Genomic DNA, 15458 nt, shown 5'->3' with positions numbered 1-15458 from the left:
GGATGATTTGGGGACAGCAGATTTTATAACAGAGGAGGAGAAAAAATTGAGTGGTACAACAGTGATAATTCTGATTGCTTTTGTGTTTTACCTTGCCATGATGATCGTCATCGGCGCGGTTTACATGAAAAAGACCTCCAGCTCAGAGGATTATTTCCTTGGAGGACGAGGACTGAACGGATGGGTGGCAGCACTTTCTGCACAGGCTTCTGATATGAGCGGATGGCTTCTGATGGGTCTTCCCGGAGCCATTTATTCTTTTGGATCCGGACAGATCTGGATCGCAGTGGGACTTTTTATCGGAACTGTCCTCAACTGGGTATGTATTTCCGGAAGACTTCGTAAATACACCATCGCAGCAAACAATTCCATGACCATCCCGGCATTTTTCGAGAACCGCTACCGTGATAAAAAAAAGATCCTGCTTCTGATCTCATCAGTGGTAATTGTAATCTTTTTCCTGGTGTATACAGCTTCTGCTCTGGCAGCAGGCGGTAAGCTGTTCAATACCGTATTTGGACTTGATTATCATGTAGCTCTGGCTATCGGAGCAGCGGTTATTCTTTGCTACACCTTCATGGGCGGCTTTATGGCGGTCTGTGTAACAGATTTTGTGCAGGGAACCCTGATGCTTATCGGACTTCTTGTAGTTCCGCTGGTGGCATATTTCCTGCTTCCAGGCAATCTTACAGACTTGATCTCCCAGAGTAGCGTGACCGGCGGTGCAGGCGCTTATCTGAACCCGTTTATGAACGGAGACAGACCATATACCTTTATAGAGATCTTTTCCCAGCTGGCATGGGGCTTTGGATACTGTGGAATGCCTCACGTACTGGTAAGATTTATGGCAGTTAAGAATGAGAAAGAATTAAAGAAATCCTGGGCGATTGCCATTGTATGGGATCTTCTTTCTCTGTCAGCTGCATTTGCAATCGCTGTGATCGGAAGAGCTTATCTGCTTCCTGTTATTCTTGGGGAGAACGGAGCTGCTTCTTCTGAGAGCGTATTTATTGAGATGATCCGTAAGGTGTTTACTTCAGAGCTTGCGCTTCCGTTTATCGGCGGACTGTTCCTTTGCGGAATCCTTGCAGCGATTATGTCCACAGCGGATTCCCAGCTTCTCGTAACTGCTTCGGCAGTGTCTGAGGATCTGTATCACAGCTTTATCAAGAAAGATGCTGACTCTAAGGAGATTCTGAAAGTAAGCCGTATTACGGTTATCGTGATCGCAGTGATTGCATTTGTCATTGCCTGGAATCCGGACAGCAGTATTATGGGACTGGTTTCCAATGCATGGGCAGGACTTGGTTCCGCATTTGGACCGATCGTGGTAATGTCCCTGTTCTGGAGAAGAACCAATCTTCCAGGTGCCATTGCAGGTATGGTGACTGGCGGACTTACCGTTATTATCTGGGACTATATTCCGTTAGTTGGAGGACAGACACTGGGAACCTATACAGGACTTTATTCCCTGGCAGTTGGTTTCCTGTTCAGTCTGGTGATGATTGTGATCGTCAGCCTTGTTACGAAGGCTCCGTCTAAAGAAATCACAGATGAGTTTGACAGAGTTGCTGCGAAATAATGCGATTGAATGATTGCTGTGCGTCGTGAAGTGTGTTACAGGTCACGGAGCGACCATTAAGAAAGTTTTATAAAAAAGGTAGTCCTTACATGGAAAGGGCTACCTTTTTTTCTGAAAATTTGTTATAATAATAACATCTTTATCTGGGAAAGAAAGACATTCTATATCAGTGTCTGGCAGAAATCGGACGTAATAAATCTGCATTCCCATAACAGAAAGGGGCAACACAAGATGAAGAAATATGATTATTTAATTGTAGGAGCCGGACTTTTTGGAGCTGTATTTGCTCACGAAGCTACTAAGAAGGGCAAGACCTGCCTGGTGATCGACAAGCGCGATCATATCGGCGGTAATATTTACACAGAGGAAGTAGAAGGCATCCAGGTCCACAAGTATGGTGCACATATTTTCCATACCTCTAAGAAGGAAATCTGGGATTATGTGAACCAGTTTACAGAATTTAACCACTTTGTAAATTCACCTATTGCGGTGTATAAGGATGAACTGTATAACCTTCCATTTAATATGAATACATTCCATCAGCTCTGGGGGGTACGGACTCCGGCAGAGGCGAAGGCGAAGATTCAGGAGCAGATCAGCCGCATGCACATCACACACCCGAAGAATCTGGAAGAGCAGGCACTTGCGCTGGTGGGACAGGATGTGTATGAGAAGCTGGTAGAGGGCTATACCCGCAAGCAGTGGGGAAGAGAGTGTAAGGACCTTCCGTCCTTTATTATCAAGAGACTTCCTCTTCGTTACACCTATGATAATAACTATTTTAAGGATCCCTATCAGGGTATTCCGAAGGGCGGCTATACCCGTATTATCAAGAAGCTTCTGGAGGGTGTCCAGGTTTGCCTGAAGACGGATTTCTTTGCAAATAGAGAAGAGCTTACCGCACAGGCAGATAAGATCCTTTTTACCGGTATGATCGATGAATTTTACGATTACTGCTATGGTGAGCTGGAGTACCGTTCCCTACGTTTTGAGACAGAAGTGCTTGATATGGGGAACTATCAGGGAAATGCGGTTGTGAACTATACCGATTATGAGGTGCCCTATACCCGTATTATTGAGCATAAGCACTTCGAGTTTGGGACACAGCCGAAGACTGTTATCACAAGAGAATATCCGGCAGCCTGGGAGAAGGGAAAAGAGCCATATTATCCCATTAATGATCCGAAGAATGACGAGCTCTTTGACAAGTACGAGCGCCGCGCGTTAGAAGAGAAGAATGTACTCTTCGGCGGACGACTGGGCATGTACCGCTATATGGATATGGACAAGGTAATTGAGGAAGCTCTTAATATGGCTGAGACCGAGCTGACCTACGAAGAAGTATAAAGGAGAATACTATGGATACCCCGACTATTACACAATACTACAGAGAATCGGACCCGGCCAGACGTCTGGCACTTTTGAATATGTCCATTGAGGCAGGAGAGGAGCCAGAGCTGAATCAGATCCGCAGAGAGCTTTGGGACATCCGTTATCAGGATCCGTCTGAGCTTGGCGGTGATACCCGTGCTGACGGTTTGATCGCACTGTGGATGCTGATGGAGTTTAATAAAGACAGCGGCAAGCGCTTTATGGGAGTCCGCGGCGGACGTAAGGAGATCATGAAACAGCTGAATAAAATGAAATTCCAGGAAATCTGCGCCAAGGGTAAGGATTATGAAGAGCTTCTTTACAGAGAGTGCTGCCATATGGTGAAGACTTATATGGAGCTTAGTGAGTCGGATAAGGCTTATAACAGCACACTGTTTGGAATTATGAAAATGAGCAGTGAGCGCGCCAAGGACAAGCTGAAAGCGGATATTTATGATACTGCCGTGGTGCTTCCGCAGACATTGAAGATGGAAGAAGAGCTTGGAATCATCACCCGCGCTGCCCGGGAAATGTACGAACTGCATTTTCCAGGAGAGGGAAGCCTGGGAGCAGACAGATAACATGCCAGGCAAAAAAAGCCTGACATGTATAAAAGATATAAAATTATAAAGTTCTTAGTACCGCAGCAATCTCCGAATCTGGAGCTGGCTGCGGTATTTATTATGCAGCTCCAGCCCCAGTGCCTTCTCACATGCATCCAGAATCACATCATAATAGGTAAACTGATAAATATTTCCTGCAATCTGTACACAATTATACCGCTGCAAAGAAGTCCCGATCTGTTCCATGGAAAACTGGAAATCAAGCTTCGCCTGCAGCATACGCATTAAGGTAAAGGACACAAACCCAATCACAAAATGGGCATTGATCTTATCCGGTGTCCAGATGAAGGTAGCAGAGGAGTCATACTGGCTTTTGGAATCAAGGAAAATTTTCTCCATATGGCGAAGTCCGCTGAAAAGACGATAAGGGGAAAGGTTATCCGCCTCCAGATTATCAGTAGCAATGGCAGTGTATCCGTCCAGCTTCAGTCCGGTACGCTTTCCGGAAGACTCCCTGGCAAGGCGCTGCTGTCTGGCCTGAAGCTCATGGTAATATACAAATTGTTTTTCCCTATCCTCAAAAATCCGCTCTTTATAAAGAAGAGGGATAGTCTGATGCTTTTCATTCAGAATTTTCATTTCCTGATAACCATCCTTCAGTACCCAATCCTTAAATTCTGCATTCGCAGTATGTACCGGCAGACCATAAATATATCCGTCTGCCGGTACTCCATTGCAAATAAAAGGCTCCTCCTCCGGACGCGCAGGGGCAGTATTATAAAAACGAGTTCTGGGATTCTCTCTCTTTAATTGCTTTACGGCATTAAAAACAGACTGGTTCAACACAGTACCACTGGTAGACAGGTCATATGCAATGGGGAGTCCATTTCTGTCCGTGAGAAGATCCAGGTGAAGGGTGGAATCTGTACGTCTGGCATTGGGCTGCGTGTCAGAGGGCATGCTTCCAGGAATGGAAAAATTATAGCTGGTGTGATCCAAAAATGCAGAAGTAGTATCTCTGGAAAGGATACTGCCGGAATGCTCATAAATCCACTTCTGCAGATCTTTTTGCAGTTTCACGATAACATGAAAGGCAGAATCCAGGTCTTCGTCTGAGATGCTTCCGGATTCTTCGAAGTAGAGTCCTTTTTCAATAGCTTCATTCCAGGTACAATTCGGGTAAAGAGCACGGGAAATGACCATATATCGGAAAAGCTCTTCTATATTATACGAAAGAGATAGATTCCAGGTCCTGGTACGCCAGAAAATGTCCAGCTGAAGCTCCTTATAAAGGTATTTCAGAATACCGTAGCCTACATTTTTCAGAGAGTGTTCTCCCGGAGAGAGAGCAGTAGTAAGGTCAACATATACCACAGAGTTCTTTTTGGCTTCTCGTTCCTGGTTCATATCGGCCACAACCTTCTCGAAGTGGCTGATGGGATCCGGGTAATCCTTCTTTAAATCTTCCAGATATCCCAACCCCATAATGGTCTTCTGACGAGTGGCTTTCTTCTCTTTATCATAGTAGGATTCGGTGATGGCAAGGTAAGTTCCCTTTGCCTTAGGGGTCTTTTTGAGAAACATAGGGGGTCCTCCTGTATGCTTTATCATTTGAAAATGAAGATGGTGCGTAGTCCTTGTTTGCCAATTGCATAAGTGCATTGGTTTTCTGGCATTTATTATAGCACACGAAAGAGCGTACATCAAGATACACCATGAGTAAATACGAAAATTGGAGCGAATATAGTTTAGAAAACAGGAAGTGAAATTGTGCAAAATGCTGAAATTCAAACAGGGGAAAATGGAGTAAACATGTAGCTTTTTGTCCTGTGAAAGCAGAAAAAATAAGAAATTGTATGCTTTTTTCAATGAAAAGTCGAAAATAGCACTAGTACACCAAAATACACGCTATAAAAACACGAAAATGAAGACCGATTAGTGACCGGTTTCTTAGTGAAACAGCAGAAAACAGGGATTTTTCAGGTAATCATAAATTATTGCTCCTTCAAAATCAGTGTGATATGATGATGAAAATGGGTTTTGGGCTAGTTCTGCCTGTAAAACCACACTGAAAAAAAGGAAAACCCAATCTTAAAAAGGAGGCTGTAACATGAAAAAGAATTCAAGGCTGAAATCGTTTTTTGCCATACTTCTGGCGGTATCTATGATATTCCAGCAGTCCAGTCTGACTGTCCTGGCAACAGACGATACCTACGTTGAGGACGCGACGGCAACACCGACTCCGTCTGAAAACGAAGCAGAAACATACGCAACAGAGGGAGCGGAACCGGTTGCTGAGAAACAGGAAGAACCTCAGCAAGTGCAGAAAACTCCTGCTGCGGAACAAGCTCAGGAGCCAACGGAAGCACCTGCCGAGCAGCCAACAGAAGCGCCAGCAGAGCAGCCAACGGAAGCACCAGCCGAGCAGCCAACAGAGGCGCCTACAGCAGCTCCGACAGAAGCACCTGCAACAGAGCCCACAGAGGCACCTGCAGAAGTGACGGAAGCTCCTGCAGCACCGGAAGCTACAGCAACACCAGCTGCCGAGGCAACTGCAACCCCTACACCAGAAGTCAGCGCGTCCCCAAGTGAGACACCGACTCCGGCTCCGACAGAAACACCGAAGACTTCTTTCAGATATGAAGACAGTCGTGTAGTGATTACAGCAACAGCTCCGGAAGATGCAAACCTTCCACAGGATGCAGAAATCAAAGCTGACTATATTGCACCTGGCACTGATCGCTACAATGCGGCAGTAGCAGCATTCAACAGCCAGCTGAGCAGCCAGTTGGGACTGGACGCTGAGAATACGGAAGCTGAGTACGTACTTTACGATGTATATTTTCTGACCGCCGACGGAAGCCGAATCGAGCCGGAAAGCGGAAATGTAAAAGTAGATATGAGCTTCAAAGAGATTCAGAAAAGCACCGTTGACGGTGACGTCGTAAATAAAGATGTTGTACATCTGGACAATGAAGGTCAGGCAGAGGTTGTAACCGAGTACGTAAACACAAACGCAGACGGAGAGATCACCTCTATGGGTTTTACGCAGGATAGTTTTTCAATTGTGGGTGGCGTGACGACAGTACAAAATGTGGCGGTACAAACTGGAAGTAGTAAATTGTCCGATTTTATAACAGGAATGACAATTAAAGTCGATGGAAAAGAAATTTCATCAAATGATAAAATCAGTCCTTCTGCGAGATATGACTTTACTATTTCATTTGCCGAAACTTCAGAGCTTGTTAATCAGGGAAAACACATTCAGAAAAATATGACTTTTTCTATGCCTAACAATTTGACAAATTGGCCGGAAAGTGGAAAATTATATGCGGATGATAATAAGACTGTTGTTGGAGATTATACTATTAATGATGCGGGAGATGTTTCAGTTGTTTTTACAGATGAGTTTATGCAGCAGGCTGATAAAGGCCTTGTAAAGGGGAATTTCACGTTTTCAGCAGAAATAAAAAATACGGTTACGGACGAAGTAGTAAAAATAACTGTACCAGGAACCACAATTGAAAAAGAGATTCATGTTAATAGAGATGTAAACCTTTATACAGAAAAAAGTGCATCATATGATGAAAAAACTGGAGAAATAACATATACAATTATAACTAAAGCAGAAAATGGAAATGCAACTGACGTTAAAATTATTGATAAGCTGGGAAGTGACTTGGAGCTTGTGAAAGATTCACAAGGAAATGAGTATACACTTACCGTTGATGGCGGAACACCAACGCCGGGAAAGTTTGCTGTAACAGGAAATGGTTATGAAGTAACAGTAGGTGAATTGCTTAAAGATAAAACAGCTACGTTAGTTTATAAGGCAAGATTTAAAGATGGTGTATTAGAGAAGATAAGAAATGGGGAAAGTTATTCTACTAATAATGGCGTAGTTGTAAAAGGTAAAAATGGCAGCAAAGATATCATCAGCAATGAGCCATCAGTTGATATTGGAAATAATTTCAAAAATAATCAGTGGTTTAAGAAGGATAATGCTAAATTAGTTACAGAAGGTGGTAAGACATACTTAGAGTGGTCTTTCGTATACAATGTTGATGGAAAACAACCTGTTAAAGGAAACACGGTAACAGATACTTTACAGGATAACGAGTATACGAAATTTAAGAAGGGAGATGTGATTCATGTTAAACGATCTGATGGTGTTGAGTTTGATATTACTGTACCAGCAGATGGAAATACATGGTCATATACGATCGGAAAAAATTCAGGAGATAATTATACTGACGATAGTTTGATTTACAAATATACTTTTTCATATAAGACTCTGGTTGATGAGGCAAAATTAGATAGTCTTATTGGTTCAGTTAGCGTAAAAAATGATGTTGATGATGGCAACCGTAATCATCCGGGAGCATCTGGATCAGGTCCATTAACAGGTAAAGTTCCTAATCCCGAAAAGACATTTCTTTCTGGAACACAAGATAAAATGAAATGGAGAGTTACTATTCATGTTCCGGCAGGTGGTATGAAATTTTTTATTAAGGATACTGTAAGACAAGAGTCAGATAATGAGGATGCTGATGGTTGGAATAAATGGGGGTGGATTGATACATCATCAATAACTGTCACTGATCCAGGAAAAAAGATTAGTAAAGATAATGTAAAATATGGACAAAATGTAGAAGGTGGAAAATTATGTAATTATTTATTCTTTTTATCAAAGGATTCTTCTGGAAGTGATGTGGAAACTAATAAAACATATTCGGAAATTGAGGGAATCGGAGAAGCGAGAGATATTATATTAGAATATGAAACCTTCAACAAATATCAGAATGCTACTGGGGATGTGGCTTATAAACCTGGTGTTTTAGTAAGAAATACGGCATCTGGAAATGGCTGGGAAGTCTTTGCAGATGGATATGTTCCGGGAAAATTGCAGGTTGCAAAGGAAAATGTAAGTTCCTATTTTACAGGATATGGTGCAGACGATAAAAAATGGAGCACAGAAGGAAACAAGATATGTTATTGTATCACAATTGACAAGAAGCGTATTGGCTTAGGCACCGAAGATGTTATTATAACTGATACACATAGCTCTTCGTTGTCATATGTTTTGGGTAGTGCAAAACTCATGTGGGCACAAAATGAGTATAAGGGTGATAGTAATGCTAGTGGTTCTGATGAGGCAGGTTGGATGGCAGATCCTACGATAGAAGAAAATGGTAAGACTGTTCTAAAACTTAATCTTGGAAAATTAACAAGAACATATGAAGGTAAAAATTGTGTTTACAAGTTGTATTATCAGATGGCAGTAGATGAGTCATTAGTAACATCTAGCGATGGACAAGTATTGAGTAATAGCGTATCAGTAAAGGCTGATGGTAAAGAGGTAGCAGGAGAAGCTAGTTGCGATTATACTTATAAAAAAACATTATTTACTAAAGAAGAGGATTCAAACTCAAAACCTAATGCATCAAATGGATATCAGGCTGGTTTTAAGATTACCATACAATATACTGATAGTTATAAAAACTCAGATGGATATTTAGAAATTGATGATGATTGTACAAATCTTAAGATTGATTATAGTACATTTGGTGTAAAACAAGGGGAAACAACGCTTACAGCTAATACAGATTATATTGTGGCACCAACGTCGACTGGAATGAAGATTCTGGTTTTAAAACCTGTAGAGGGTGCTACATATGTAATTGAATATAAGGCGACAGTAATCGGAAGTATTGGCAGTAAAATTGACTATGGTAATACGGCATTTATAAATGGAAGGGATGAGTATTACAGCAAAGTTAGTAATAATGTAGAAAAAAAGCAAAATTCAAGTGGAAATGTTGAAGTCAGCAGTCTTAAACTTTTGTTGTACAAATACGATGAAGAAAATGCATCAAGGGGATTAGAGAATGCGGTCTTTGAATTGCAGGATTCAAGTGGAAAAGTTTTAAAGCAAGGCATTACAACAAAATCTAATGGTGAAACAGATACAATTCAATTATCTAAACAGTTAGATAAAACAGTATTTGATTTATATGTAAAATATAAGTTAGTGGAGACTACTGCACCTAGTGGTTATAAAACAGGAAGTCCTATTGAATTTTATTTTACTGATTATAGTAAATCAGCAGATGAGCTAGCAATAATGGGGCTTCAGGACGCAATTGCTGTTTTCAGTAATTCAACTGTGGTTGGAATGATTGAAATTAGTAATAAGAAAGCTGAAGATGTAGAGGGAAGCGCAGAACTGGAGATCCAGAAGGCAGCTAAAGGAAACTGGACAGGGGAAATCCCGAATTACTTTAAATTCAAGCTGGAAGCGCTGACTCCTGGAGCACCAGAGCCGGCCAGCAAAGAGGCAATCAATACCGGATCAAAGGTAACATTTGAAAAGATCACCGGCTACAAAGAAGTAAAGGACTATATTTATAAGATCAGTGAGACGGGAATCAACGGAGAGCATCCGGAATGGACTGTTTCAAGTGACGTGCTTTACGCAAAGGTAAGTGTAAGAAAAGAAGGAAACGAGTATAAGACAAAGGTAAGCTATTACAGTGATAAAAACTGCACGACAGCAGTAGAGACACCAGTAATTATCAATACTTATACGACATCTGGTCAGATCGTCCTTAGCGCAAACAAGACTCTGAATGGTCAGACATTGGAAGCAGAGCAGTTTAGTTTCCAGACAACAGAAATTGGTGAAGATGGAAACGCAGTAGAAAATGGTTACAATAAGACTGCTAAAAATGCGGAAGACGGTTCCATTGTATTCCCAACCATTAAATATGAGAAAGCCGGAACCTATTATTATCAAATTACAGAAATAAATGGTAAGAAACCGGCATACGAGTATGATGGAAGCAAATATGTTGTAACTGTAAATGTAACAGATAATATGGCAGGTAAATTAACAGCAGCAATTATATCAGTCACAAAAGACGGTAAGCTTGTAGAAAATAAGACAGTCACCTTTAATAATATCTACAGTGCTTCCGCTGACCTTGAACTGAAAGCCCAGAAGTCCATGAAGGTAGAAGCTGAACAGCTTGGAACCTTCGAATTCGAACTGAAAGATGCAGATGGCAAGGTAATTGAGATAGTCAAGAACGACGAAAAAGGTGCGATCAGCTTCAGCAAGCTTTCCTATACAGAGAAAGATGCTGGCAAGACCTTTACCTACACCGTAAACGAAAAGCTCCCATCAGAGGCAGATACCTACGTATACGACAAGACTGTTTATACAGTAACTGTAAATGTAGAAGACAACCGTGACGGAACTCTGAAGCTTACCACCAAGGTAAATGGAGAAGATTACACCGAGACAGCCATGAAATTTATCAACGATACTACCAAGGTTACCATTTCCAAGGTAGACGACACCACCCTGAAAGCTCTTGCAGGAGCAAAACTTCAGGTAGTAGATGACCAGGATAAGGTTGTGGAAGAGTGGACCTCAGATGGTACACCACATGTGATCACAGCGAAACTTGTTCTTGGCAAGACCTACAAGCTGGTTGAGGCAGAAGCACCATCAGGATATGAGATCGCAGAGCCGATCACCTTCACTGTTGATGCAGATGACACAAAAAATGCAGTTGAGATGAAGGATGCCATGACAAAGAGCAAGACCGCTGCAATTGAGATCACCAAGGAACTGAAGCTGAACGATGCACTTGCAGGCGCTAAGGACATGACCTTCTACGCAGTACTTTTCGCAGATGCAGAATGCACAATTCCTGCTTCTGATGTAAAAGCACTTGAGTTTAAGAATGCATCTTCTTCCACAGTTACCTTTACCAATCTGGATCTTGGAAGAACCTACTATGTAAGTGAGACAGATGTAACCGGAAAAGCAATTGATTCAGGCATGACGCCGGATGAAAAGGTTTATGTACCGGTTTATCCACAGGGACAGGCAATCACCGTAACTGAGGATGGCGCAAAGAGCAGCATCACATTCGAGAACCAGTTCAGCGAATGGCCGGATGGATTCTACAAGATCGCGACTCTGAATGTAACCAAGAAGCTTCTTGGTGCAGATGGAAATGCCCTGGAAAGTGATGAGATTTTCTATGCAGGTATCTTTGATGACAAAGAGTGCACAACTCTTTCCACAAGAACAGAGAAGAACATCCTGACACTTGATCTTGCAGGCGGCTCCACAGTATCTGAGAGTACACAGGCAGTTGTAATACCGGATGAATCCTTTACGCTTTATGTTGCAGAGACAGATGCAGAAGGAAATCTGGTAGGTGGTACAGACGGATTCAGATACGCAGTAACTGTTGAAAATGGAAATGTACTGTTTGATGAAAATAATCTCAATGCAGAGGTAACCATCATCAACCAGGAACAGCCGGAAGCAACACCTACTGTAACTCCTGAGGAGACAATAACTCCTACACCAACCCCAGGCACCTCCACAGGTGTTAAGACAGGTGATGACACACCAATCGGCTTCTATATGGCATTGCTCTTTGTTGCAGCTCTCGCAATCGAAGAAACAACCAGAAGACGCCGCAAAAAAGAACAGGATTAACAAATCACAATTAAATAATTAGAACCGCCCCTGCAGGAAGAATCCTACCAGATTCGCCCGCAGGGGCGGTTCTTTTTAAAAGAATTTTGTTGTAGTAAGATACTTTTTTGTGTGTTATACTAATGCAAGAAGTTGAAGAGGCTAGAGCGTGTTTGAAAAAGGCTTTCTGCAAGATGTGCGTCACAGTTTGTGGGAGATTTCGCTCGGATGAGGGCGCCGTAGCGGGCTACGGCAACCGAATTCGGGTGAAATCTCCCGCAAAGTGGGGCGTGCAGATTGCGGGAATGATTTTTCAAACACGCTCTAAGAGACCGCCTATTGTAACTGATGAAGATGCTCCAGAATTATCAGCTGCATTGTATAAAGCTTTTAAGTGCAGTGTAATTCGGCATAATTGAAGAAATGAATTAAATACATCCCAATATCGGCTGTTTAAACAAACTGATTGGGCACTATTTGGAGGAAAAAATGAAAAAAGAGAATATTCCTGCATATGAGATTGTGAAACAGGAGAAATTGACCGATATCCATTCCACCGGATATCTGGTTCGCCATAAGAAAACAGGAGCCAGACTGGTTCTGATCGAGAATGATGATGAGAATAAGGTATTTTCCATTGCCTTTCGTACCACACCGAAGAACAGCACTGGTGTTCCCCACATTCTGGAGCACAGTGTTTTGTGCGGATCCCGTGAATTTCCGCTGAAGGATCCTTTCGTAGAGCTGGTAAAAGGCTCACTGAATACCTTCCTGAATGCCATGACCTACCCGGATAAGACCTGTTATCCGGTAGCCAGCTGTAATGACCAGGATTTCCAGAATCTGATGCACGTTTATTTGGATGCGGTTTTTTACCCGAACATTTACCAGAAGGAGGAGATTTTCCGCCAGGAGGGCTGGAATTACCATCTGGAGCAGAAGGAAGGTCCTCTTACCTATAATGGTGTTGTATATAATGAGATGAAGGGGGCATTTTCTTCCCCTGACGAGGTGTTGGACAGAGAGATCATGAATAATCTTTTCCCGGATAATACCTATGGCGTGGAATCCGGCGGTAATCCTGAGAATATTCCGGAGCTTTCTTATGAGGAGTTCCTGGATTTCCACCGCACCTATTATCATCCCTCTAACAGCTATATTTACCTCTATGGAAATATGGATATGGAGGAGAAGCTTCGTTTTATTGATGAGAAATATCTGTCTGCCTTTGATGCGCTGGATGTGGATTCTGCGATTAAAGAGCAGGCTGCCTTTTCCCAGGTGAAGGAGCTGCAGATCGAGTATCCGGTTTCTGAAAGTGAGGAGGAAGAGGATAATACGTATCTTTCTTACAATATGGTTGTGGGAAATGCTATGGACAGCACTCTTGGCGTGGCTTTTGATGTGCTGGATTATGCGCTTCTCAGCGCACCCGGAGCACCACTGAAGCAGGCTCTTCTGGATGCCGGCATCGGTAAGGAAATTTATGGCGATTATAGTGACGGTGTTCTGCAGCCGTTCTTCTCTATTGTGGCGAAAGGTGCGAAGACATCCCAGAAGGAGAAATTTGTTTCTGTTATCCGTAATTGCCTTCAGGATATTGTGCGAAATGGAATTGACAAAAAGGCTATTCTTGCGGGTATTAATTATATGGAGTTCCGCTATCGGGAGGCCGATTTCGGACAGTTCCCCAAGGGGCTGATGTATGGACTGGATATTATGGGAAGCTGGCTCTATGATGACGAGAATGCTTTTTCCCAGGTACAGCTTTTGTCTATTTATGACAGATTAAAGGAGGCTGTAAATGAGGGCTATTTCGAGAAACTGATCCAGAAATGGCTTCTTGATAATACACATGGTCTGATCCTTACACTTGTGCCGAAGCGTGGGCTTTCCGCTCAGCGCGAGAAGGAACTGGCGAACAAGCTGGAGGCTTACAGAAGCAGTCTTTCCGATGGGCAGCTGGAGGAAATGGTCGAGAAGACCAAAGCTCTTGAAGCTTACCAGGAATCAGAGGAGAGACCGGAGGATCTTCAGTGTATTCCGATGCTGAAACGCTCTGATATCCGTAAAGAGGTTAACGGTTTTTCCAATGAAGAGCTTCAGGTAGATAACAGTCTGTTCCTGTATCAGGATGTGTGCACCAACGGAATCGGTTATGTGAACGTTATGTTTGAGATCAAGGATATGGCTGTAGAGAAAGTCCATTATCTGGGACTTTTGAAATCTGTTCTTGGTTATGTGGATACAGAGAATTACACATACGGTCAGTTGTTTAACGAGACTAATGCCAGAACAGGCGGTATTCAGTGTGGTGTGGATGTTTTTGATAAGGCAGATGATCCGGAAGCATTCCGTGCTATGTTTACCATTCGCGGAAAGGCACTTTATCCTCAGATGGATTTCCTTTTCCAGATGATGGAAGAGATTCTGAATACTTCTAAGATCACAGATACCAAGCGTCTCTATGAAATTATTGCAGAGATCAAGTCCAGGGGACAGGCTTCCCTGATAGGCTCAGGACATCAGACAGCAGTGCTTCGCGGCGCTTCCTATGGTTCTCCGATGGCGAGATTCCAGGATGAGATGGCTGGTGTTGGCTATTATAAATTTATAGAGGATCTGGAGAAGAATTTCCAGGACAAAAAAGCCGAAATCGTGGCAGGACTTGAGAATGCTATGGCGGAAATCATTCGCCGGGATTCTTTTATGGTAAGCTACACAGGTGAGAGAGAGTCTGTGGAACAGCTGAAGGCTTTAAGTGGCTCTCTGAAGAAGAGCCTGAAGGAGAGCAGCTGTCAGGTTCCGGAGGTGGCCATTACCTGCGAGAAAAAGAACGAGGGATTCAAGACCTCAGGACAGGTTCAGTATGTGGCAAGAACAGGCAACTTTGTGAAAAAGGGATTCACATATACAGGAGCGCTGGAAATCCTTAAGGTGGCTTTAAGCTATGATTATCTGTGGATCAATCTTCGCGTAAAGGGCGGCGCATATGGCTGTATGAGCGGATTTAAGAGAAGTGGAGAGAGCTTCTTTGTATCCTACAGAGATCCCCATCTTCGCCGCACCCTTGAGGTATATGAGGGCGTGCCGGAATATGTGCGCACCTTCGCAGCGGATGAGCGTGAGATGACGAAATATATTATCGGAACCATCAGTGGAAAGGATGTTCCAAGAACACCACAGACACAGGGGGCACTTGGCAGAATGGCTTATTTCCGCGGTCTCACTGTGGAAATGCTGCAGAAGGAGCGTGACCAGATCCTGAATGCTACTGTTGAGGATATTCATGCACTTGCTCCGCTGATCCAGGCAGTTCTTTCTGATGACCAGCTTTGTGTAGTTGGAAGTGAGAGTGCTATCGAGAAGGCGAAGGATGTATTTATGGAGACAAAGCCGCTGGTAAGCTGCTGATAATATAGAACTGATTAAGAAAGAAGAG

At 43.0% G+C, this 15458-nt stretch carries 7 protein-coding genes and 1 pseudogene; 6 read left to right on the top strand and 2 right to left on the bottom strand.

All coding sequences use genetic code 11. The annotated features are described in order from the left end of the window. Positions 1 to 46: 46 nt before the first annotated feature. From putP to PGQ38_RS08310, 3 genes are all read left to right on the top strand, one after another. A complete protein-coding gene (gene putP, locus PGQ38_RS08320) occupies positions 47 to 1582 on the top strand; it encodes a sodium/proline symporter PutP (RefSeq protein WP_270431293.1) in 1536 nt (511 codons plus the stop codon). A gap of 231 nt (positions 1583 to 1813) precedes the next feature. After that, complete coding sequence (gene glf / locus PGQ38_RS08315; RefSeq protein ID WP_148462337.1) at positions 1814 to 2929, top strand: UDP-galactopyranose mutase; 1116 nt, start codon at positions 1814 to 1816, stop codon at positions 2927 to 2929. Positions 2930 to 2940: 11 nt separating this feature from the next. Then, entirely contained in the window at positions 2941 to 3534 is a 594-nt protein-coding gene (locus tag PGQ38_RS08310; RefSeq protein WP_187565624.1) for a DUF6553 family protein, read from the top strand. Between the two features lie 54 nt (positions 3535 to 3588). Here the strand turns inward: PGQ38_RS08310 and PGQ38_RS08305 are convergent, their stop codons facing one another. Further along, entirely contained in the window at positions 3589 to 5100 is a 1512-nt protein-coding gene (locus PGQ38_RS08305; protein ID WP_187565623.1) for a hypothetical protein, read from the bottom strand. A gap of 526 nt (positions 5101 to 5626) precedes the next feature. On the opposite strand from PGQ38_RS08305, the gene PGQ38_RS08300 reads away from it, so the two are divergent. After that, on the top strand, positions 5627 to 12037 hold the full coding sequence (locus PGQ38_RS08300; RefSeq protein ID WP_270431291.1) for a Spy0128 family protein: 6411 nt from the start codon (positions 5627 to 5629) through the stop codon (positions 12035 to 12037). A gap of 119 nt (positions 12038 to 12156) precedes the next feature. Here PGQ38_RS08300 and PGQ38_RS19880 read toward each other — a convergent pair whose 3' ends face one another. Then, on the bottom strand, positions 12157 to 12333 hold the full coding sequence (locus tag PGQ38_RS19880; protein ID WP_334285442.1) for a DUF6783 domain-containing protein: 177 nt from the start codon (positions 12331 to 12333) through the stop codon (positions 12157 to 12159). Here PGQ38_RS19880 and PGQ38_RS19875 point away from each other — a divergent pair. Together PGQ38_RS19875 and PGQ38_RS08295 are read left to right on the top strand one after the other, a co-directional pair. Further along, positions 12250 to 12435: pseudogene (locus PGQ38_RS19875) on the top strand (DUF6783 domain-containing protein); the annotation flags it as partial. The gene PGQ38_RS19880 and the pseudogene PGQ38_RS19875 sit on opposite strands and share 84 nt — an antisense overlap. A gap of 70 nt (positions 12436 to 12505) precedes the next feature. Beyond that, positions 12506 to 15430 carry an insulinase family protein gene (locus PGQ38_RS08295; RefSeq protein WP_270431289.1) on the top strand — a complete coding sequence of 975 codons (2925 nt, stop codon included), beginning with the start codon at positions 12506 to 12508 and terminating at the stop codon, positions 15428 to 15430. The last annotated feature ends 28 nt before the right edge of the window (positions 15431 to 15458 follow it).

This window comes from Blautia faecis, from assembly GCF_027662325.1.
Lineage (GTDB): Bacteria > Bacillota > Clostridia > Lachnospirales > Lachnospiraceae > Blautia_A > Blautia_A faecis.
The sequence above is the reverse complement of the archived record's forward strand: the minus strand, read 5'-3'. Positions and strand labels throughout refer to the sequence as shown.

Excerpts from the sequence above, each read along its gene's own strand:
- PGQ38_RS08300 (WP_270431291.1), top strand. The coding sequence starts at position 5,627 with ATGAAAAAGAATTCAAGGCTGAAATCGTTTTTTGCCATACTTCTGGCG.
- PGQ38_RS08310 (WP_187565624.1), top strand. The coding sequence starts at position 2,941 with ATGGATACCCCGACTATTACACAATACTACAGAGAATCGGACCCGGCC.
- PGQ38_RS08305 (WP_187565623.1), bottom strand. The coding sequence starts at position 5,100 with ATGTTTCTCAAAAAGACCCCTAAGGCAAAGGGAACTTACCTTGCCATC.
- glf (WP_148462337.1), top strand. The coding sequence starts at position 1,814 with ATGAAGAAATATGATTATTTAATTGTAGGAGCCGGACTTTTTGGAGCT.
- PGQ38_RS08295 (WP_270431289.1), top strand. The coding sequence starts at position 12,506 with ATGAAAAAAGAGAATATTCCTGCATATGAGATTGTGAAACAGGAGAAA.